Genomic DNA, 19,545 nt, shown 5'->3' with positions numbered 1-19,545 from the left:
GTAACTCCAAACGTTGCCTATGCAAAAGAAAAGACTGATCATTGTTTCAAACCGTCTTCCGGTTACAGTAGAACATAATGATAGCGGTTATATTACCAGGCCCTCGTCGGGCGGCCTGGTATCTGCCATTACAAGCTATTTGAATAAAGATGGCAAAGCTGTTTTTTCGGAAGCCATCTGGGCCGGCGTGCCCGGCGTCAGCGAAAAAGTCTGGAATATTGCCGCGAACCAGATGACCACGAATCTGTACGGACTGGTCCCCATATTTATAAACTGGAAAATATACGAATTGTATTACAATGGATTTTCCAACTCGGTGTTATGGCCTTTATTTCATTATTTTCCATCCTATGTAGATTATAATCAATCATATTATAAAGCGTATCTCGACGTTAATGAAACGTTTGCGAATATATTGTCCGCTCACCTCAGGAAAGACGACGTTGTGTGGATTCAGGATTATCACCTGCTCCCACTGGCCGGAATGCTTCGGAAAAAGTTCCCAAAACTGACGATTGGTTTTTTTTCTGCATGTCCCCTTTCCATCGTATGAGTTGTTCCGGCTCATTCCGAAACAATGGCAAAAGGATATTCTGACGGGAGTGATGGGAGCGGATTTGATCGGCTTCCATACAATAGATTACGCATCGCATTTTCTTTCATCAGTGGAAGAAGTGTTGAAGGTGGAACATGATGGCCAGTTTCTTGCCTGGGACAATCGGAAGATAAAAGCGGATGCATTCCCGATCAGCATAGACTATAACCTTTTTCATGACGCTTATGACGATCCGATGGTATCAGAGGCGAGGGAAAAATATGTCGAGCTGAAAGGTGGAAAAAAGATGATATTTTCGGTGGACAGGCTTGATTATACAAAGGGAGTAGCCAACCGCCTAAAGGGGTTTCAACAATTTATCTCGAATTACCCTGAGTATCTGGAAAAGGTGATCTTTGTACTGGTTATCGTTCCTTCCCGGGACTCGGTCGTAAAATATGCTGAAAGAAAAAAGATTATAGATGAATCCGTTGGTAATTTAAACAGCGGTCTTGGAAATGTCGTTTGGCAGCCTATTATTTACAAGTATGGTCACTTGGATTTCAACGAACTGATTGCGCTATATACAGCCTGCGATCTTGCCCTTATCACACCATTGAGAGACGGAATGAACCTGGTTGCCAAGGAATTTGTTGCGAGCAGAAAGGATTTGAGCGGCGTGCTTGTATTAAGCGAAATGGCAGGTGCCGCCCACGAATTGACAGAGGCATTATTGATCAATCCCAATGACGTAATTGAAATAGCGTCGGCCATAAAGGCGGGTCTTGAAATGAGCCAACGAGATCAAGGCGAACGTTTGCAGGAGATGCAAGATCGGATCAGTCACTATGATGTATATGTATGGGCCACCGATTTTTTCAATGAATTGAAGGCCGTAAAGGACGTTCAGCTGAGTTTGAGATCAAATTTCTGGATAACGTCACAAAGGTCGAGCTGCTAAACAAATATTCCAACGCCGCCAGGCGGATCATTCTGCTGGATTATGATGGCACGCTTGTGCCGTTTTCTAAACTGCCATCCACGGCTATTCCGGGAGCTGAAATGCTGGAAACCCTGAGTAAGATTGCTGACAATCCATTAAATGAAGTATTTATCGTGAGCGGAAGGGATAGCCAGACTTTGGAGAAGTGGTTTTCTCAGATCCCTGTAGGATTGATTGCAGAACATGGTGCAAAAAATTCGAAAAAAAGCGGCGAATGGGTTACTGAATCTACCGCCCTTGCCGAAGATTGGAAGCAAAAAATTGAAAAGATAATGGCTGAGTATGTCAATAAGTGTCCGCATTCTTTTATTGAGAAAAGGAATTCTCCATTGCCTGGCATTATCGGAATGCCGACTCTCGGCGATGGTATCATAAGAGCAAAAGAGCTGTGTGATGACCTTTCGAAGTTTGCTTCGCACCATTCTCTGAACATACTGAACGGAAACAAAGTCATTGAGGTCCGGGCGAAAGGCGTCAATAAGGGAAAGGCGATAAGCCATATCCTCAATGGAAATGACTATGATTTTATTCTTTGCATAGGAGATGACCAGACGGATGAGGATATGTTTAGGAAACTGGCCACGCGACCGGAGGCGTTTACAATAAAAGTCGGCAACGAGGCGTCGTTTGCAAAATATAATCTATATAATCCCTATATGGTGCAGTCTCTTTTGCATACCCTTTCTTTGTATGCCCCGGGAAACATATTGTCGTGAAAATCAATTGATTGTCACGATAATTTTCTAGCCAGTTTTCCAATGGTCAGGCCCTGCACGAGAATAGAGAATAGGACAATGAAATAAGTAATGCTGACAAATTCATCGCGATGAAATGCCGCAGGCAACGACAGGGCAAGTGCTACTGAAATTCCACCTCTTAGCCCTCCCCAGGTAAGGAACAGTAGTGCATGTTTCTCGAACTGTACCAGGGTCTTAAGATTGTTAGTGGCACAAGGACGGAGAACCAACGGGCAAGCAACACGATGGTGACCATGACCACTCCGATGAGAAGAATGGCATGATTGATTTTTATAATAAGCATTTCCAATCCGATGAGCAAAAACAGTATGGCATTAAATATTTCATCAACCAGCTCCCAGAATTTTGATATATAATCTCTGGTCTGGTCCGACATGGCATGTTTTTTTCCCGCATTTCCGGTTATCAAACCGGCAACTACCATTGCCAGAGGTCCCGAAACATGGAGGACATCGGCAAAACTATATCCCGCCATCACGATTGCGATAGTTATAAGAACTTCCACCTTATAGTTATCCAGTGTTTTAAGTGTGAAGTATCCAACCACCCCCAATACGAAACCGTAGATCAAACCGCCGACAGCTTCTATAAAAAAGAGGGAGAAGATATTTTCGAATGACAATGATTGGGCTCCTGATCCCGCCAATCCATATAGCGTTATGAAAATAACAATTGCTATACCATCATTAAAAAGAGATTCTCCTGCAATCTTCAGTTCTAGCGAACGGGGAATTCTCGCCTCTTTCAGGATGCCGAGGACGGCAATAGGATCGGTAGGCGAAATGATGGCGCCAAACAGAAGGCAATGGACCAATGGTATTTGAAGGGCAAAAAGGTGAAGCGAATAGTACGCAAGGACACCGATGATAAAAGTGGACAGAATGGTGCCCAATATCGCGAAAACAGCCACAGACAAACCTTGCTCCTTTAGGCAAGAGGCATCTATTTGAAAACCGCCTGCAAAGAGCAGGAAGCCAAGCATGATCTTCATTAAAATTGTATTGAAGTCGAGTTGGGCAATGCTGTTGCCGAGCAGCTCCAGGGGACTCGAATTTTGGCCCCCAAAATACAATGACGATCGATGTCAGCAGGGAAATGATCATTATGCCGATAGTCTGAGGCCACTTGACCAATTTATAATTTACGTAGCTGAAGATGGCGGTCAGCAGCATTAACATGGATAATAGTTGGTAGAAGGTCATGGTCGATCATTTAGTAAGAAGTTTAACGAAAATAGGCATATGCCGTTGGATTTCAAGCCATTTGGTAAATTCCATTTTATATTATATGTATCAAAAGAGTAAAGGACTTTCTATTATGTCTGTGGTTGCCACCGAACACATATAAAGTTGACTAGCACATTGGCGTTAGGCTCATTCTTTGATAGGTGTTGCCTTAATGGAAGGTTTCAAAAGTATGTAAGCAGAAATAATCCCGGCTTTAGCAAAATAATTTTCCGACATGCGTTTATCATTAGCTTTGCTACTTTTTGTAGGTATGACGATTTCTGGCTGGGGACAGATCCCGATACAACAGTTCCGCCAGCAGTATAACCGGACTATTAAAAACCCCTTTGATACAATACCCGAAGGCTGGAGGTTGGGCGGTTTGTTCAACCTTACGGTAAACCAGGGCGCGTTGAGCAATTGGTCGGCAGGGGGGATAATTCGTCCATTTCTCTTTCTACCAATCTAAGTATGTATGCGCTATATAAGCATAACAAACACGCGTGGGATAATACACTGGATATGGCCTATGGGCTTGTTAGCACAACCAGTCTAGGTACCAGAAAATCGGACGATCGGATCGACCTTCTGTCCAAGTATGGTTATGAGGTAGGGAAGCAGTATTCGCTAACCGGACTGTTCAATTTTCGAAGCCAGTTTTCAAGGGGGTACGCTTATTTGGATGAAAATACCAAACTGTTGACATCTAATTTCGCTGCTCCTGCCTATGTCTTGTTCTCTCTGGGTGTCGACCAAAAAGTGACGCCAGATCTTTCAATCTTTTTATCACCGGCTACTTTCCGGTGGGTAATTGTAAATAATGACTCGCTGGCAAGGGTTGCCGCATTTGGGGTCGATTCAGGCAGGCATTCCAGACTTGAATTTGGAGCCTTTTCATCGGTTAAGTACCAGAAAGCTTTTAATAAGACGACGAGTTATCGTACCCGCCTTGACTTGTTTTCGAACTATATCAGGAGGCCCCAGGATATAAATATTTATTGGACTAATGTTTTTTCCGTTAAGGCTTTCAAACTGATCAGTATAAATATTTCGTTGGATATGATTTATGACAATGATATTAAATCCGTCAAGTCAGATGGAAGCGCCGGAGGTCCGGTCCTTCAGATAAAGGAGGTGCTGGGTATCGGCCTAGCCTATGAGTTCAGTAACAAATATAAGTATCGCAGGAAGCAGCCAAGCGAGAAAGCTCCTGAATAATGAGATCAAAAGTTGTGAATGCTGTAAAAAATTGGCTGCTTGGAATTTCCCGGATAGATGCCCTGAATCTGGAAATTTACCTTTGGCTGCTCATAGCGGCATTCAGCTCTGTAACGGAATTGACCGAAAATTCGCCGATTCTGGTGATGATAAAACCGGCTCGCATCTTGGTTTGATCACTTAAAATCCCGCCAGGATAAATTTTGACAACCACAACGCCTCCTATGAGACCTAATTTCGTTGCCTGTTTTTTTGGTAGTGTTGAAAGATCAGCTCCAAGTGGGCCGCCCAAACGCGAAGTTGTCGACGACAATTGTGTGCAGTTGGCTTTGGAATAAAGCAGGCAACTCCCGGCGACAGCGAATATATATAGGCAATGGACGATACATTTCATGATCATTAATTAAAGCTGGAGAGGTGCTGTTTCCATTTCTTACCTGCTGTTGATCGCTGCGGATAATAGCTGCGGCGGGAGGCGCGGCGTTTCCATTCTGTCACATGATTTAATGATGTAAGGCGGGTTTTAAAGTGCCGGGAGGGGATAATTGCCCTGCATTTTCAAAAAAGAGAGTTCGGGACGGGTACGCAAAGTTGATTTCTTCTATTTCGAAGCGTTGCATAATTTCCAGATTGATGGCTTGCTGAACGTCCATATACACGTTATAATCTGCATCCAATACAAAGAATACGACCTCGAAATCAAGACTGGAGTCGCCGAATTTCAGGAGATGGGCCCTATCAAACCGGGCTTTGTCCTGACCTTCGATAATATGCTTGATCCAGAGTGGGATCTTCCTGACTTTGTCTACCGGCGTCTGAAACGTAACTCCAAAAGAAAAGACAATCCTTCGCAGGTCCATACAGCTTGTAATTGTGTACCCATGAACCTGTAAGCATACTGTTGCTACAGATGAGCTGTTCGCCGCTAAGCGTTCGGATACGAGTAGTTTTGATGCCGATATATTCTATCGAGCCCATTTTGTCGTCGACAACGATGAAATCGCCAATTTCGAAAGGTTTATCAAAGAAAATGACCAGATAACTGAACAAGTCACCGAGTATTGCTTGCGCTGCGAGTGCGATGGCGATGCCGCCTACACCTAGACCTGTGATGATAGTTGTAATGTTGTAACCAAAGTTGTCGATAAGAAAAACGAATCCGACGATCCAAAGCATGATATTGAAGATCATTAGGATTCCTTTACCTTGTTTTTCTCTCGACTCACCCGGCTGACGAACCATGTAGCGTCGGAAGGAGAAGCCCGCCATAGAAGTGATGAGGCGCAAAATACCCCAGGTAATTATGACCATTGCCGCGCCATCGATAATTTTGTCTGCGCGTGTGCCAGTGTTCAATATCTTCGCGCCTGTATATATAGAGAGCAGATAGGCAAGAGGTACGATAGTCTTTCCCAACACTGCGACAAGCAGGTCGTCGAAAGTTGCTTTCGTGCGAATCGCTAACGACCGGATCTTTTTGAGTATGATATTTTTAAACAGCCTGATTATCACGAAAAGAATGACGATACAGCCTATCGCCATTAGCCAGTTCTTTACCGTATTACCCCAAAAGACAAAGGTGAGAAATGCATTCATAGGTCAGTGCATTTTTTGTGAAAAATTTGAAGAAGGAGTACTACAAAGGTACTGCAACGCTGGGTTGGGGATGATAAATTAAAATTAATATTGCATTAGAAATTACACATAAGGTGTAGATTCCAAAATTGGGGAGATTTGCAACGCAAAGCGCAAATAGTGCCTTTTATTCCTAGTCAATTACTTTCGTTGGCCATTTACCAATGCCGCAATATGGGATCATTCCTCACCTCTGATATCTTTATCCGTCATAAAAAGCTTTGGGTGGCTTGCATAGAAGGGAATTAAAATCGCTGCAAACAGGCCTTCCAGTACTTCCAAACCGAGTAGCAGGCCCCGAAACTTTTCGGCACCGGGTCGGCCGGTCGTCCCGTCAAGTAGGTGATTAAGGCGATGACCAGCATGACGAGGATGACGGTATGATAGGCCTAGGTTCCCAATGGCCCTGAATAGAGAGCGGTGACCGGCCAGACAATATTCATGATCGTCATCCGTTGAGGATGCCGTAAGATGCGTGTTCATTAAATATCGTTTAGTTGAAAAGATGGGCTTCCATTCTTCGGTCGTGACCATAAACATCATCCCTGAAATTCAACCGGCCATCTTCATCGACCCAGGCTGTAAAGTACACTATGAAAACCGGAATTGCAGTGTCAAGCTTCACCCAGGTTTCGTTGTTCCGGTTCATCGCCAATCTGATCTTACGGGTATTCCATGCTTTGTCCGCACGCAAAAGAAAACAAGCAAGCTCATAGGGTTTGGAAAGTCTGATGCACCCATGGCTAAAGGCCCGTTGCTTCCTGTTGAATAAGGTTTTCGCAGGCGTATCATGAAAGTAGATATGGTATCGGTTCGGAAAGATGAATTTTACTTTTCCCAGCGCATTACCTACACCAGGTCGTTGCCTGATCAAGGGCAAGTCGCCCGCATTTCCTGTGATTTCCATATTATTCCTGCTTAGATAGCCGGGGTCCGCCTTTATTGCCGGCAGTATCTCGCGCTTCACGATGCTCGCAGGAATATTCCAATAAGGACTAAAAACGATATACTGAAGGCTATCTGAAAATATCACGGTTTGATGGGCAGCCTGTCCGGCGACAATCGACATGCTGAGCGCAGGCTTGCCGCCGCTGAATACGTGGAGTCCGAATTCCGGGATGTTGGCTATGATTCGATCGGGTCCTTCCTGCGGCATCCATCGCATCCGGTCGAGGTTGATCTCCATTTTCCTGATCAGGGTGATTATGGGTACATTCAATAGCTGTACAAAAGTCTGATTGATAACGCCCGTCTCCCGAAGGCCATAGGCCCGTTGCGCTCCTATCACAGCCTTCCGCAGGTCCCGGGTAAATTTCTGGCTGGTATCCTTTGAAAGCAGCTCACCTGTGATGGCAAGGCGTCGCTTTACCTGCGTGATCACCGGATCGGCAGCCCCCTGCTCAAGCGCTCTCTTCACCGGATCGATCAATTCCCAGCCTCCCTTCTTTTTGATAGAATCGTATTGGATCAATTTTTCTTGCAACTTGTAAAAGTCATTGCTTAATGGTCTCAGGCGAGGTTTTTTTGCAGCAAGAAATGAATCCAGAACCGCCGTGGCGTTTATCTTGCGCCGCGGAATATGCCACTGCATTTCTTCGGGTGCCAGTTTTGTATCGAATATCCCGGATAGATATTTAAAGAAATATTTCGTAAGCTGCAATTCTGTCTCTTTCAGGTCTGCCCATGAAAGCTTATCACCGCTTTCTTCTAAAGATTCCATCCTGTTCTTTAGAATCATCCCGGAATATAGACTGTCATTGGAGCCTTTCTCATACATCAGGTATAGATTCCAGAAAGCCTCTCCATGTTCGGATAGGCCCTCTTCGTCAAACCACGCGAATTGAAAATTGCGGCTGTTATAAAAATTCCAGATCCTACCGGCGAGGCTGTCATTCTCGATTCTTGTGCGAATAAAGTTGTCGACTTCGGCGCTATCCAGGATGAGGTGAGTGTATTGAGCTGCCCGGGTAATAGAAGTATCCGGGATGACTTTCCTGAACATAGGCGCCTTTTTTCTTCCGGTGCAAAAGCCAATAAAAACGGCCATCGACAACATTATCCAATATTCTTTACGCATTCCTTTTACAAGATAACAAAATCATGCCAGCTGAACAGGCATTCCGCAGTACGCTTGCCAGCCGGGGCGCCGTCCTCTTTTAAAGACTTGCCTTTACTGTCACAAGATCGCCGGTTATGGGGGGCGCCACCGGACCTGTCGAGAGCGGCGAGGCGGTTGTCGGCAGAAGAGATGGAGCTTCGTGTGGTCATGGGCGGATAGTTAGGTGTATCCCGTATTCACTTTATTACGAGTGCGCTGACGGTAGGATCCGGGGCTCGGCCGGCCTGGAGTCACCTATCGTAGCGACGGGGTCTTCTCTAGGCTCAACGATGGCCAAACTGGGTCTGTTGAGTTATTCCGGGCGGACGTTGATGATCGCCTGCGGGGCGGCGGCCGGCATTTCTGCTGTATACGGTGCGCCTGTCGCGGGCGTTATGTTTGCGGTAGAGGTGCTATTGGCCGAGACGGTCCTTAGCTATTTTGTTCCGCTGATCATTGCGGCGGTGATCGGGGCATTATGTTCGAAGGTTTTTTTTGGGGAATCGAGAATGTTCGATTTTTGTGCTGAGTGAAAATTTCAACTATAAGAACGTACCGATGTATGTGCTGATGGGAGTTGGGGCCGGATTTTTGTCGCTGTATTATGCAAAGGCGTTTCGCGGTGTCGATAAAAGATTTCACCATTGGAAAGGAAATCCATATGCAAAGGCCCTGGCCGGAGGGTTGATGCTCGCGGGTTTTTACCTCGTTTTTGCTCCACTATATGGCGAAGGGTACGAAGAATGTCAGCGGCTGGCTGCATTTTTCCGAGACAAATTTTACGCTGGTGGGTATGGCTGGTCTCCTGAGCGGGGTTATGTATTGTCCGCTGACCGCGATCTTCCTGGTCGCAGAGATCACGAACGGCTATGGGTTGATCTTTCCGGCCAGATATTTACCCATCGCCGGGAGCACAATATTCTTTTGATGATGAGCCTCGAAAGTCTAACTGAACGTGATCACGAGGTATTTGACCCCGCCGATTCATTGAGAGATCTTGTTCGCCATCTGGCGAAGGTGGACAAGCCGATATTTGCTGTTGTAGAGGGGGGCACCGTCTTTTGGGAGTCATTGCGATGAACGATATACGCGGGATGATCTTCAAAATGGAGGCCCTGGACAGGACGCAGGCTCGAAGGATGTCATGCGCCAGCCGTTGGCGGTGCTGGCGGATGATATGTCGATGACCGGGGTGATAAAGGTATTCGATCGCACGGGGGCTGACTATCTGCCGGTAGTCGACGAAGACAAAAGATTCGCCGGCTTCGTGTCTAAAGCCCGGCTTTTTGAGAAATACCGGTTGCAGGTTGCGCAGAATAGAGATATTTATGACGACGAGTGACATGAGAATGAGCGCAGCTGCAGGCTACAAATGTTGACTGGTCGTCTGCGATCTCTGTGGTATTGGACTGTCTGAAAGCACGGCGTGTGTATATTGGTATTTGAGGTGGTCGTAGAGAGAATGTTTGTCCACAGCCATCGATACCAGGCTGGAGATCATGCCAGCAAGCATTAAGTGAAAGATCACATTATGACGATCGGTCATTTCCAGTACAAGAATTGCAGAGGTAAAGGGAGTGCGGGTGACTCCCGTGAGAAAGGCCACCATACCGGAAAGTATCACGATATTCGTATCTGAGGAATTCAAACCGATCCAGCCTGAAAGGGTGGCGCCTATCGTTGCCCCGGAGCTTAGCGCGGGTGCGAAGATACCGCCTGAGGCTCCGGTAGTAAATGAGAATATCGGGCCGGCTACCCGCAATAGCGGCATATACCACGCTGTATACTTGTCTTTTGAGAAGAGAATGGTAGTCATCAACTCCTTTCCTGACCCAAGCGCCCGTTCGTCAACGAAGAAGGCAAGGGTGACAAGAATTATTGCGCAACCGGATACGAATAGAATATGGTGCCAGGTAGAACGGAACTTGTTCTTCCATCGAAAGATGCCCAGAATCAACCTGGACATAATACTGCCTGAAAGCCCGGCAAGGATGGCTACCAGAGCGATCCAAATCAATATAAAAGAGGATAGCCGGCCTACGTCCGGGTAGCCGAGGTACAGATAGGGGCCGAGCAGCGCCTGAGCAGTAAGGCCGGCAATAATTATAGCGGTGAACAGCGCGGTTTTAAAGTAGCTGATATGAATACGGGTGAGCTCTTCTACTGCAAACACGATCCCGCCGAGCGGGGTGTTAAAGGCGGCCGCGAGACCGGCGGCTGCACCTGTCATGATCATGTTCCGTTTGGAAACTTTAGGCCACCATGCCGGAAGCCATTCATTGATCTTCCGGAAGATGCATCCTGCTACGTGGATAGTGGGACCTTCTCTCCCTATCACGCCTCCCCGAGAGCCATGACGAGGCTGGATGCGAATTTTACTACCAGAATTCGAAGACTTAGCAGCTTGTTGACCTTCTGGTTGAATTTGGGAGTGGCGAGCTCTATGGCCGCCATTACCTGCGGGATACCGCTGCCCCTCGCAAAGGGAGCCCATTTTTTCACGATCCAGTATGCGCCTATAAAACATAAGGGGCTTAACAGGAAAAGAAGCGACGGGTGTGTATGCAAAATGTAAGTTGTACCCTTTTCTGCAGCAGCGAAAAGTTTTGTATACAGTACGGCGGTAAGTCCGGTCAATGCAGAGGCTATCCAGAAAGGTATAGCCTGTAAAAGGTTGAGCTTTACTTTTTCATTTCTTATTTTGTCGAATGTTCTTTTTGCCCGAGTACGGAATTTTCCCAAAAATGCCCATACGATGCCATTTGGATTCGGTGTATAATACAGATGCGAGTTATACAAAGATAAGCAAATGCAGCCGTTGCCGGTTGTCGTATAAGATCAGGCAGTGCATAATGATCAACGGGTCGTGAATATATCGGCGGGGGAAAGACTGGCGTTAAGACGACATTAGAATCTCATTAGAAAATGGCCTTGTGCGGAGCTTTTTACTAGTTATAGCGGCCAGTTGGGTATATTCCGGATATCGGTTTAGCGTGGGGAATTGAATTCGAGTTGCCGGGGAAAGAAGAGGATTGTCATCACTAAGGGAGACGCCTGATGATCGTCAAATCCTTATAAGGCTCAACATCCAATACCTGTATTCTTGAATCTCTGCTGAGCAGATCAGTAATATGATGATGCCTTGCAATCGCCCATCTTTCGCTTTCCGTATTGGGATTCAATAAGATCAAATCTGCTGTAATGTCCTCGGCACAATTTAGTACGGCTTTTGTTATATTCTGTTGGTTTGTTACGGAGAATTCAATTGGTTGTCGCAGCACTTCCTGTAATTGGTTGTATGCCTTGAAGAATACAGGAGGTAAGGGCGCGTCCCTCGCCGCCCGCCAGTCCTGAATGGCCAGCAGGTGTATGTGTGCGCGGAATTTCCGGGCCAGCAACACTGCCCATTCAAGCTTTCGTTCGGGTAGGAAATCCCGTATCGGGATGAGGATCAGTCGTGTCTTGTTGCCGGCTGCCCCCGGCTTTACCGTCAATACCGGGCAATTGCTCTTGTTCGCGATAGCGCCGGGAGATATGCCTTTAAATAGGGACCATCGCCTCGGCGGATCGCTTTTGCCAATAATAACCAGGGCAGGATTGAGCAATCGAATGCATTCTATGATCATTTTCTCGATCGACCGGCCCTGCAAGATATGCGTCTTTACCCGTGCAGCGGGGTATTTCTCCCTAATGTTATGTCGCAGCTGTTCAAATTCTTTCTCTATTGCCCATACTTTGAATAGGTGTTTGGGTCCACGGCCCGGACCTATTACATGGAGCAAGTGTAATTCAGTCTCGTCCCGACCTGCAAATCCCATGGCTTTTTTTAACGCAATGTGCGTAGAGGGTGAGAAATCGACCGGGAGTAGGATAGTATACAAGATGAATATGGTTGGTGGCTTATTCTAAGGTACTGCGCCGATATTAGTGAGTTATTAAATTTGCATTAGAATTGGATTAGCGCGGTCTTATGAAGGGGTAGGAAGGTATTGTGTTATCCGCGAACTCCTTGATCTGGTGAAAAGATGGTCCCTGAAATTCGCGGAATGTAAATTTGTCACTGTAATGATTGAAATCACCTGCGGCGCTGATAGCGGTCATTTCGGGGAATTCGTATCCTGGCTATCTTTACTCATGTGAAGAAGTTGCAAAGGGAGGCAGAGAGGATCATGGGTTTGGCTGGCAAAAGCGAATTCTTTTTTCATAATTAAATAGGATAAGGTCTAATGGTTGCGCATCTGATTAGTGGAGCCCGGCGAAAGCTGGGCTTTTTGTTTGCTTGCAACCAATTACCCGGGATTGGTGAGAAGACTAAAGAAACAGGAGGGTAAGGGTAGGTATGGGGACCGCGAAGTTACTTCAGTTATGTTAATGATGTATTTTTGAATTGACCCAATAAGGATTGCAAATGATCGGTCTCAAAGAAATTGAAATACAATTGCTCGAAATAGCGGGGGACGAGTCGCTGCGATGTGAATCGAATTTCGCGGGTAGGTCGGATGCGCTGGATCTGATCGACCTGTTGATTCCGGCGCTTTCGGGAGGTAGTGGTAACGGGGATGATCGTGCGTTAATTGATGTGTTGCATTTTGCGGAGGAGTTGAGGAGTGAGTTGGAAGGGATCGACGCCGGATGGTTTGGAAAGTTGCGGGAAGGTGTTTTGAGGGGTGAGGATTTGAAAGAGTTGATGTGCGGCTTTGGCGGGGGAGACGGGGTTGGTTATGATGTGCTCGATCATTTCGTCAACGGATGGATGGCGGATGGCGGCTTGCCCGAGGCTGAGCTGGCGCCCGAGCCGGAGATGGTGTTTTATCAGAAGACGCCTGTGAGGATTGTTTTGGAGCTGGAGCGGCTGGCTGGGTTGGGTGTTGATGATGTGTTTGTAGACCTGGGCTCGGGGTTGGGGCAGGTGGTTCTATTGATGGGTTTGCTGACGGGCGCCCGGTGTGTCGGGGTTGAGTTCGAGCCGGCCTACCATAATTATGCGGAGGGGTGCCGGAGACGGCTGGGTGTTGGTACGGTTCGGTTCGTCAATGCGGATGTGCGGATGACGGGTTTTGACGAAGGGACGGTATTTTACCTCTATACGCCGTTCGGTGGGCAGATGCTGGAGGATGTGCTGGGACTGTTGGAGAGGGAGGCTCAGGGAAGGACGATAAGGATATTTACGTATGGGCCCTGCAGCCCCGTGGTGGCGGGGAAGGGGTGGCTAAGCTGCCGGTCGGGGGATGTTGGGGATATATACCGGCTGTGTGAGTTTGTGAGCCGGTGAGATCAAATATTATCTATTTATATGCGATAATTGGGTCGTTGATGATTAAAACCGGAGCCAATTTATCATCAGAATTGTTGTTTTTCGATTTTTTTTAACAAAATATGGACAATTTTTGGTCCTATCGCTTATATAATAATTAATTTGTATTCGTTGTAATTGCATACTGCTGTATCTTCGTATGGCTTGAAAGTCACAATTAAGGTATTGCCGGCTGTATCCGGCTGGATATTTCAGGCAGTACCTTCTATTAAATAGTCAATCTACATTAAAACCAACGAATATGGCAATTGCAAAATTAGAGTACATCTGGCTCGACGGCTATCAACCCATTCAAAGTCTGCGCAGCAAGACTAAGATCGAGCGGAAGTTTTCGGGCAAGCTGGAAGATTGCCCGGTATGGTGTTTCGATGGCTCATCCACCGAACAGGCTCCGGGCGGATCGTCGGACTGTTTGCTGAAACCTGTGTTTTTGGCGAAGGATCCGCAGCGTAAGGACGGTTATCTGGTCATGTGTGAAGTGCTTAATCCTGATGGCAGTCCGCACGCGAGCAATGGGCGGGCGCTTATTGAAGATGACGACAATGATTTCTGGTTCGGATTTGAGCAGGAGTATTTCCTGTGGAATCCCGAGACCGATAAGCCGCTGGGTTTCCCGGAAGGGGGATATCCGAGGCCGCAGGGTCCTTATTATTGCTCGGTCGGCGCCCGTAACGCCTATGGCCGCGAAATAGTGGAGGAGCACCTGGACGCCTGTCTGGATGCCGGCCTCAATATAGAAGGTATCAACGCCGAAGTAGCGACGGGTCAGTGGGAATTCCAGGTCTTCGCGAAGGGGGCCAAGGAAGCCGGTGACCAGGTATGGGTCGCCCGCTATCTGCTGGAAAGGATCGGCGAAAAATACGGGATCTCGATCAACTGGCATTGCAAGCCCCTGGGTAACCTGGACTGGAATGGCAGCGGCATGCACGCCAATTTCTCCAATACTCTGCTGAGGACCTGTGGCAGCAGCGAGATATACGTTAAAGTGTGTGAAGCGTTCCGTCCGGTGGTGCAGGAGCATATTGAAGTATACGGTCCGGATAACCATCTCCGTCTGACGGGCAAGCACGAGACGGCGGCTATCCACGAATTCAAGTTCGGAGTTTCCGATCGCGGCGCTTCGATCCGGATCCCCATCGGGACGGTCGAAAGAGGCTGGAAGGGTTGGCTGGAAGATCGCCGTCCGAATAGCGCTGCCGACCCGTATAAGGTGGCGGCACGTATCGTTAAGACTGTAAAGTCCGCTGAGGTCGAGTTGTCCGAGCTGATGGATGAAGCGAAGGTAGCTTAGACTGAAGGTTCTGAATATTTGGTGGGAAGCCGGCTTGCGCCGGCTTCCTTTTTGGGTACTTACCGATTATTTGGGGGTACTGATCAATTGTGGGTGCTGGTGAGCCGGCCGAGCTGGGCCTCGACCTTGTTACGATTGGGGCCGTATTTATCGACGGCCTCTTTGACGGTCTGATGGGAAAGCCAGGGGTATTTTTGATGGAGGTACTCCACTTCGAAGGATTCCCGGCGGTTGACCGTTGTGCGGTCCTGAATGCCTTTTAGTTGCTTGTTATCTGTCATAAAAAGGGGTTTAAGTGTGGATAGATATAATTGCAAAAGCTATTCCAGGAGGGTAGGGGAAGCTCGTGCCGGGAGGTGACGGCCGGGCCTTTGGTGAAGGAGGATGCCCCGGGGATGGTTCGGCCTTTGGGACGGCGATCGCACGGCCTTTGAGACGGGGCCCGTTAATTTGCTTACATTGTGGCATGCTTCGACATGTTGGTGCACATAGAAGTTTCAGGCACAATGTACGACTTGCTACGCTGTTAAGCCTGAATGCCGGGTTTATTAACGCGGCGGGTTTTATTGCGTTTTCCGTACTGACGACGAATGTGACCGGGCATGCGGCGCTGCTGGCTGTGAATGCGGCGCAGGGGCGGTGGAGGGAGGTCAGGATGGTCGCGCTGTGGCTGTCGCTGTTTTTGGCGGGGGCGTTCTTTTCTGCCTGGCTGATCGGGTGGATCGGGCGGCGGAAGAGTGTTGCGTATACGATTCCTATCGTGTTGATAATCGGGGTTTTGGTGCGGATCATTTTTTGGGGACCGGCTTATGACCACTCCCTGCAGGAGACGGAACTGTTTGCCGGCAGTCTGTTGTTTGCCATGGGGATGCAGAATGCGCTGGTGTCTGTGATCTCCGGCTCGGTCGTCCGCACCACGCATCTGACGGGTATGATGACCGATCTGGGAATCGACCTGTCGGCTGTGGTCCATTCTTTTAAAAACGTGGGTCCGGTTTTGGCGCGGAGGGTCAAGCTGCGGCTGGTGATCATTCTGTCGTTTCTTTCGGGCGGATTGGTCGGTGGTTATCTTTTTTGAGGATGGGGTTTAGGGCTTTTATGGTCCCGGTGGGACTTCTTGTGGTTACGCTTTTTTATGACTATCTGCGGATAAAGGTGAGGAGGGTTGTGGAGACAAAGGTTAAAGAATTGAAGGAAGCGGTGAAAGGTGATTGAAATCACTTTTTAGCCGTCGGCGGATCGGTAACTTTGCGAAATGGCAGGCTCTACAGCTAAATTCGAACCGGGTATCGGCCGGTGGTTCCATTCAGACGAGCAGTATCATCGTCTATATCCCGAAAGTATTCGGGCATTGGCGGAAAAGCACTGGACTCCGCTAAGCATCACAAAAATTGTCCTGGAATTTCTCGTTCCGCATGCGGGGGTTAAGGTGCTGGATATCGGCAGCGGGGTGGGGAAGTTCGTATTGGCGGGTGCTTATTATAAGCCTGATGCGGTGTTTTTTGGGGTTGAGCAGCGCAAGGACCTGGTGTCTCATGCGTCGGTGGCCCGTAAGAAGCTTGGGCTGACCAACGCGCATTTTTTCACCGGAATTTCACCGAGCTGCATTTTAAGCCTTTCGACCATTTTTATTTCTACAACTCCTTTTACGAAAACCTACTGGATACGGGCAGGATCGATAACAGCATCCGGTGCGCTCCTGCTCTCTACAATTCCTACAACCGCATCCTGTATAAAAAGCTGCATGAAATGCCGGTGGGAACAAGGGTAGCCACGTTTCATTGTCTCGAGGGCAAGATACCGCCGGGTTACCAGCTGATCGACGAGCAAATTGGTACGCTGCTCAAGTTGTGGATGAAAATTTAAATAATCGATATCGATGTGTGCTGACAAGAAAGAACGGAGACCGGGTTATTTGCAGAGTCTGCTGCGGCAGAAATGTTCGCGGTGCCGGACGGGCGACATGTTTCCGGGAGTCTAATCCGTACAACCTAAAACAGTTCATGAAAATGAATGACCGGTGTCCGGCCTGCGGCCAGCTGATGGAGATCGAGGTCGGATTTTGGTACGGTACCAGTTATGTAAGCTATGGCCTGACGGTGGCCTTGTCTGTGGCTACGTGTATCGCCTGGTGGGCGACAATCGGCTTTTCCCTGCAGGATAGCCGGTTTTTTGTTTGGATGGGCGTAAATATGGCTGTGCTGGTGATCGCACAGCCTTATTTGATGCGGTTGTCGAGGGCTATCTGGCTATCCTTCTTTGTGAAGTACAATGAGGGATTGGAGGACCGAAAGGGCCGAGGAGCCCGAGCGGCTCGGCAGCAGACAGCCTAGTAGCCATAACACACCGCATTAATGTTCATCCCTGCACCGACCGAGGCGAACATCAGAAGGTCGCCTTTTTTAGTTCGAAACCCGGCAATAGTGATCTCTTTACGAGGTCGAACAGGGTGGGGATGGTAGCGACGGAACTGTTGCCCAGCCACTGGATGCACATCGGCATTATATTTTTCGGTGGTTCTGCGATGCCGTATAAGTTGTAGAGGTGTTTTACTATCGCTTCGTCCATTTTTTCATTGGCCTGGTGAATAAATATGGCCTTGAGGTCTTCAATGGCATGACCGGACTTGTCCAGACAGTCTTTCATCGCCTCCGGCACATGACGCAGCGCGTATTCGTAAACTTTACGGCCTTTCATTTTCAGATAGCGTTCCTGGGTATCTTCCAGGGGTCCATGGAGGTTCCCATATAGATGTAGTCTGTTTCTTCGCCGGAGTCGGAGCGAACGTTGAACGATAGCAGGCCGGTCGCCGGGTCGTCCACCTTTTCAGATCTGAGTACGATGGCACCGGCACCATCTGCAAAGATCATGCTGTCGCGGTCGTGCGGGTCGAGGACGCGGGACAGGGTCTCGGCGCCAATGATGAGCGCCGTTTTTGCCTGTCCGGCCTTGAAAAAGGCGTCGGCGTGGATCATTCCCTGCAGCCAGCCGGGGCAACCCAAACACCAGGTCGTAGGGAATACACGAGGGATTGGAGATCCCCAGCAGTCTTTTTACTTTAGATGCCAGGGACGGGACGATATCTGTGGATGATTCGCCGTTGGTGGTATCGCCGAAATTGTGTGCTACGATCAACTGGTCGATGGATTCTTTGTCGATCCCGCTGTCGGCAATGGCCTTTTCGGCCGCAATTGCGGCCAAATGGGAGGCTGAGAGTCCGTCCGGGGCATAGCGCCGTTCGAGGATGCCAGTGATCTTGGCGAATTTTTCTATGATCCTGGCCGGGGTATTGGCGTCCGGGACGTTGTTCTCCGAGTAGAATTTGTGTGAAAGGAATTCGCTGTTGGGTACGACGGTTTCCGGGATACAGGATCCGGAACCTATGATTATTGAGCGATGCATAGTTGTAATACGTTTGAACTTACCGGATTGCCGAAATTCAAAAAGCCTCTGCTATTCAGAGGCCCTTAGCGTTTCGATCTTTGGCAGATGATTTGACTACCAGCGATTGCCGCGGTTGCCACCCCGGTCGCCGCCGCCGCGGAACGAGCCTCCGCCGCCGCCGTTGTCCGACTTCGGTCTGGCTACGGTCACGGATATGGCCCGGCCATCTACCTGAGTTCCGTTGAGTTCCTTCATCGCAGTTTCGGCTGCGGGATCGGGCATTTCTACGAATGCAAATCCTCTGGACCTTCCGGTTTCTCTATCGGTAATTACTTTTGCAGACGTTACTTCACCATATTTGCTGAACATGGACTTCAGTTCCTGCTCTGTCACCTGGAAGCCCAGGTTTGATACATACATATTCATAAAGACAATTTAAAAAATTAACTGACCACTGCAATAGTAGGCTTTAAAGCTGGAAGGGCCAAAATTAATGCGCTGGTTTCGTCGCCGGACGACCTGGCGCCGGTGAATGATTTGATGTTAGGCCGGCGAAGTTGTGTAAAACTTGTTACCATTTTGGTAACAATATGTATATTTGGGGTATGCGTGTGATTGCTGTTGAGACGTTGAGGAATTTTTGATGACAAGACCGACTCCAAAAAGATAATTATGGTAAAGCCAATAAAAAATGAGAGTCAATATGAGGATGCATTAGCGCGCGTATATAAGCTGATGCAAAAAGAGATTAAGCCGGAGTCGAAAGAGTCTGATGAGCTGGAGGTTTGGTCTGCCCTCATCAAAATTTATGAGCTGGAGCACTATCCGGTGCCTAAGCCGTCTCCGCTGGAGGCGATTAAGTTCAGGATCGGGCAGATGGGTATGTCGGAGGCCGAGCTTTCTACGATACTGGGGGCGCGTTCGAGGAAGTCGGAGATCTTATCAGGGAAAAGGAAGTTGAGTTTGGCGATGATCCGGAAATTGAATGAGGTGTTGCATATACCGGCGGAGGTTTTGATACAGGCGTATTAGGACGAATATTGGTGTGAGATACCTGGGATTGAATCGGAAGGATGGGGCTGC

Annotated in this window: 28 protein-coding genes; 15 read left to right on the top strand and 13 right to left on the bottom strand. The window is 48.2% G+C overall.

The genetic code is table 11. The annotated features are described in order from the left end of the window. Positions 1-19 precede the first annotated feature (19 nt). From ACQ86N_RS30305 to otsB, 3 genes are read left to right on the top strand one after another with little or no spacing between them, the layout of a single operon-like run. Positions 20-553 carry a trehalose-6-phosphate synthase gene (locus ACQ86N_RS30305; RefSeq protein WP_431210303.1) on the top strand — a complete coding sequence of 178 codons (534 nt, stop codon included), beginning with the start codon at positions 20-22 and terminating at the stop codon, positions 551-553. Beyond that, positions 516-1,496 carry a trehalose-6-phosphate synthase gene (locus ACQ86N_RS30300; protein WP_431210302.1) on the top strand — a complete coding sequence of 327 codons (981 nt, stop codon included), beginning with the start codon at positions 516-518 and terminating at the stop codon, positions 1,494-1,496. The genes ACQ86N_RS30305 and ACQ86N_RS30300 overlap by 38 nt, the downstream gene beginning before the upstream one ends. After that, positions 1,421-2,254: a trehalose-phosphatase gene (otsB, locus tag ACQ86N_RS30295; protein WP_431217662.1), complete on the top strand. Its 834-nt coding sequence runs from the start codon at positions 1,421-1,423 to the stop codon at positions 2,252-2,254. The genes ACQ86N_RS30300 and otsB overlap by 76 nt, the downstream gene beginning before the upstream one ends. Before the next feature lie 14 nt (positions 2,255-2,268). Here the strand turns inward: otsB and ACQ86N_RS30290 are convergent, their stop codons facing one another. Beyond that, the gene (locus tag ACQ86N_RS30290; RefSeq protein ID WP_431210301.1) at positions 2,269-2,505 is read right to left on the bottom strand and encodes a cation:proton antiporter; all 237 of its coding nucleotides are present in this window, start codon (positions 2,503-2,505) and stop codon (positions 2,269-2,271) included. Continuing rightward, positions 2,415-3,368: a cation:proton antiporter gene (locus tag ACQ86N_RS30285; RefSeq protein WP_431210300.1), complete on the bottom strand. Its 954-nt coding sequence runs from the start codon at positions 3,366-3,368 to the stop codon at positions 2,415-2,417. The genes ACQ86N_RS30290 and ACQ86N_RS30285 overlap by 91 nt, the downstream gene beginning before the upstream one ends. A 625-nt stretch (positions 3,369-3,993) precedes the next feature. On the opposite strand from ACQ86N_RS30285, the gene ACQ86N_RS30280 reads away from it, so the two are divergent. Beyond that, entirely contained in the window at positions 3,994-4,740 is a 747-nt protein-coding gene (locus ACQ86N_RS30280) for a DUF3078 domain-containing protein (RefSeq protein ID WP_431210299.1), read from the top strand. A 76-nt stretch (positions 4,741-4,816) separates the two neighbouring features. Here the strand turns inward: ACQ86N_RS30280 and ACQ86N_RS30275 are convergent, their stop codons facing one another. From ACQ86N_RS30275 to ACQ86N_RS30260, 4 genes are all read right to left on the bottom strand, one after another. Continuing rightward, positions 4,817-5,134: a hypothetical protein gene (locus tag ACQ86N_RS30275; RefSeq protein ID WP_431210298.1), complete on the bottom strand. Its 318-nt coding sequence runs from the start codon at positions 5,132-5,134 to the stop codon at positions 4,817-4,819. A gap of 109 nt (positions 5,135-5,243) precedes the next feature. Beyond that, positions 5,244-5,531, bottom strand: coding sequence for a hypothetical protein (locus ACQ86N_RS30270; RefSeq protein ID WP_431217661.1), 288 nt, complete (start codon positions 5,529-5,531; stop codon positions 5,244-5,246). Continuing rightward, positions 5,479-6,336 carry a mechanosensitive ion channel family protein gene (locus ACQ86N_RS30265; protein ID WP_431210297.1) on the bottom strand — a complete coding sequence of 286 codons (858 nt, stop codon included), beginning with the start codon at positions 6,334-6,336 and terminating at the stop codon, positions 5,479-5,481. The genes ACQ86N_RS30270 and ACQ86N_RS30265 overlap by 53 nt, the downstream gene beginning before the upstream one ends. Before the next feature lie 532 nt (positions 6,337-6,868). Then, positions 6,869-8,248 carry a L,D-transpeptidase family protein gene (locus ACQ86N_RS30260; protein WP_431217660.1) on the bottom strand — a complete coding sequence of 460 codons (1,380 nt, stop codon included), beginning with the start codon at positions 8,246-8,248 and terminating at the stop codon, positions 6,869-6,871. Here ACQ86N_RS30260 and ACQ86N_RS30255 point away from each other — a divergent pair. From ACQ86N_RS30255 to ACQ86N_RS30240, 4 genes are all read left to right on the top strand, one after another. Next, positions 8,216-8,653, top strand: a complete 438-nt coding sequence (locus tag ACQ86N_RS30255) for a hypothetical protein (RefSeq protein WP_431218011.1) — start codon at positions 8,216-8,218, stop codon at positions 8,651-8,653. The genes ACQ86N_RS30260 and ACQ86N_RS30255 overlap by 33 nt on opposite strands. Then, on the top strand, positions 8,569-9,006 hold the full coding sequence (locus ACQ86N_RS30250) for a chloride channel protein (RefSeq protein ID WP_431210296.1): 438 nt from the start codon (positions 8,569-8,571) through the stop codon (positions 9,004-9,006). The genes ACQ86N_RS30255 and ACQ86N_RS30250 overlap by 85 nt, the downstream gene beginning before the upstream one ends. A gap of 25 nt (positions 9,007-9,031) precedes the next feature. Continuing rightward, complete coding sequence (locus ACQ86N_RS30245; protein ID WP_431210295.1) at positions 9,032-9,553, top strand: hypothetical protein; 522 nt, start codon at positions 9,032-9,034, stop codon at positions 9,551-9,553. 64 nt (positions 9,554-9,617) lie between these two features. Continuing rightward, positions 9,618-9,815 (top strand): CBS domain-containing protein, encoded by a 198-nt coding sequence (locus tag ACQ86N_RS30240; RefSeq protein WP_431210294.1) that lies wholly within the window; start codon positions 9,618-9,620, stop codon positions 9,813-9,815. A gap of 24 nt (positions 9,816-9,839) precedes the next feature. On the opposite strand, the gene ACQ86N_RS30235 is transcribed toward ACQ86N_RS30240, so the two are convergent. The 3 genes from ACQ86N_RS30235 to ACQ86N_RS30225 form a co-directional block, all read right to left on the bottom strand. Then, on the bottom strand, positions 9,840-10,811 hold the full coding sequence (locus ACQ86N_RS30235) for a chloride channel protein (protein WP_431210293.1): 972 nt from the start codon (positions 10,809-10,811) through the stop codon (positions 9,840-9,842). After that, positions 10,808-10,975 carry a hypothetical protein gene (locus tag ACQ86N_RS30230; RefSeq protein WP_431210292.1) on the bottom strand — a complete coding sequence of 56 codons (168 nt, stop codon included), beginning with the start codon at positions 10,973-10,975 and terminating at the stop codon, positions 10,808-10,810. Before ACQ86N_RS30230 ends, ACQ86N_RS30235 begins: the two co-directional genes overlap by 4 nt. Before the next feature lie 539 nt (positions 10,976-11,514). Beyond that, the gene (locus ACQ86N_RS30225) at positions 11,515-12,354 is read right to left on the bottom strand and encodes a universal stress protein (protein WP_431210291.1); all 840 of its coding nucleotides are present in this window, start codon (positions 12,352-12,354) and stop codon (positions 11,515-11,517) included. Between the two features lie 527 nt (positions 12,355-12,881). Between ACQ86N_RS30225 and ACQ86N_RS30220 the strand changes: the two genes are divergently transcribed. Both ACQ86N_RS30220 and ACQ86N_RS30215 read left to right on the top strand, forming a co-directional pair. Then, positions 12,882-13,745 (top strand): hypothetical protein, encoded by an 864-nt coding sequence (locus ACQ86N_RS30220; RefSeq protein WP_431210290.1) that lies wholly within the window; start codon positions 12,882-12,884, stop codon positions 13,743-13,745. 283 nt (positions 13,746-14,028) lie between these two features. Continuing rightward, positions 14,029-15,078 carry a glutamine synthetase beta-grasp domain-containing protein gene (locus ACQ86N_RS30215; protein ID WP_431210289.1) on the top strand — a complete coding sequence of 350 codons (1,050 nt, stop codon included), beginning with the start codon at positions 14,029-14,031 and terminating at the stop codon, positions 15,076-15,078. An 83-nt stretch (positions 15,079-15,161) separates the two neighbouring features. Here the strand turns inward: ACQ86N_RS30215 and ACQ86N_RS30210 are convergent, their stop codons facing one another. Continuing rightward, positions 15,162-15,359, bottom strand: coding sequence for a DUF3606 domain-containing protein (locus tag ACQ86N_RS30210; RefSeq protein WP_431210288.1), 198 nt, complete (start codon positions 15,357-15,359; stop codon positions 15,162-15,164). Positions 15,360-15,544: 185 nt separating this feature from the next. Between ACQ86N_RS30210 and ACQ86N_RS30205 the strand changes: the two genes are divergently transcribed. The 3 genes from ACQ86N_RS30205 (at position 15,545) to ACQ86N_RS30195 (ending at position 17,411) form a co-directional block, all read left to right on the top strand. Continuing rightward, positions 15,545-16,156, top strand: a complete 612-nt coding sequence (locus ACQ86N_RS30205; RefSeq protein WP_431210287.1) for a YoaK family protein — start codon at positions 15,545-15,547, stop codon at positions 16,154-16,156. A gap of 177 nt (positions 16,157-16,333) precedes the next feature. Next, entirely contained in the window at positions 16,334-16,849 is a 516-nt protein-coding gene (locus ACQ86N_RS30200) for a hypothetical protein (protein ID WP_431210286.1), read from the top strand. Between the two features lie 232 nt (positions 16,850-17,081). Next, positions 17,082-17,411, top strand: coding sequence for a DUF983 domain-containing protein (locus ACQ86N_RS30195; protein ID WP_431210285.1), 330 nt, complete (start codon positions 17,082-17,084; stop codon positions 17,409-17,411). Positions 17,412-17,463: 52 nt separating this feature from the next. Here ACQ86N_RS30195 and ACQ86N_RS30190 read toward each other — a convergent pair whose 3' ends face one another. Beyond that, positions 17,464-17,775, bottom strand: coding sequence for a 3-oxoacyl-[acyl-carrier-protein] synthase III C-terminal domain-containing protein (locus ACQ86N_RS30190; RefSeq protein ID WP_431210284.1), 312 nt, complete (start codon positions 17,773-17,775; stop codon positions 17,464-17,466). 2 nt (positions 17,776-17,777) lie between these two features. Continuing rightward, positions 17,778-18,053, bottom strand: a complete 276-nt coding sequence (locus tag ACQ86N_RS30185) for a hypothetical protein (RefSeq protein WP_431210283.1) — start codon at positions 18,051-18,053, stop codon at positions 17,778-17,780. Between the two features lie 56 nt (positions 18,054-18,109). Between ACQ86N_RS30185 and ACQ86N_RS30180 the strand changes: the two genes are divergently transcribed. Next, positions 18,110-18,310, top strand: a complete 201-nt coding sequence (locus ACQ86N_RS30180; protein ID WP_431210282.1) for a hypothetical protein — start codon at positions 18,110-18,112, stop codon at positions 18,308-18,310. A 266-nt stretch (positions 18,311-18,576) separates the two neighbouring features. Here ACQ86N_RS30180 and ACQ86N_RS30175 read toward each other — a convergent pair whose 3' ends face one another. Continuing rightward, positions 18,577-18,882, bottom strand: coding sequence for an RNA recognition motif domain-containing protein (locus ACQ86N_RS30175; RefSeq protein ID WP_431210281.1), 306 nt, complete (start codon positions 18,880-18,882; stop codon positions 18,577-18,579). A gap of 315 nt (positions 18,883-19,197) precedes the next feature. Here ACQ86N_RS30175 and ACQ86N_RS30170 point away from each other — a divergent pair, with 315 nt between their 5' ends. Continuing rightward, on the top strand, positions 19,198-19,494 hold the full coding sequence (locus ACQ86N_RS30170) for a helix-turn-helix domain-containing protein (RefSeq protein ID WP_431210280.1): 297 nt from the start codon (positions 19,198-19,200) through the stop codon (positions 19,492-19,494). The last annotated feature ends 51 nt before the right edge of the window (positions 19,495-19,545 follow it).

This window comes from Puia sp. P3 (genome assembly GCF_050632245.1).
In the GTDB taxonomy this organism is placed as follows: Bacteria; Bacteroidota; Bacteroidia; order Chitinophagales; family Chitinophagaceae; genus Puia.
This window is presented reverse-complemented; position numbering and strand designations above follow the sequence as displayed.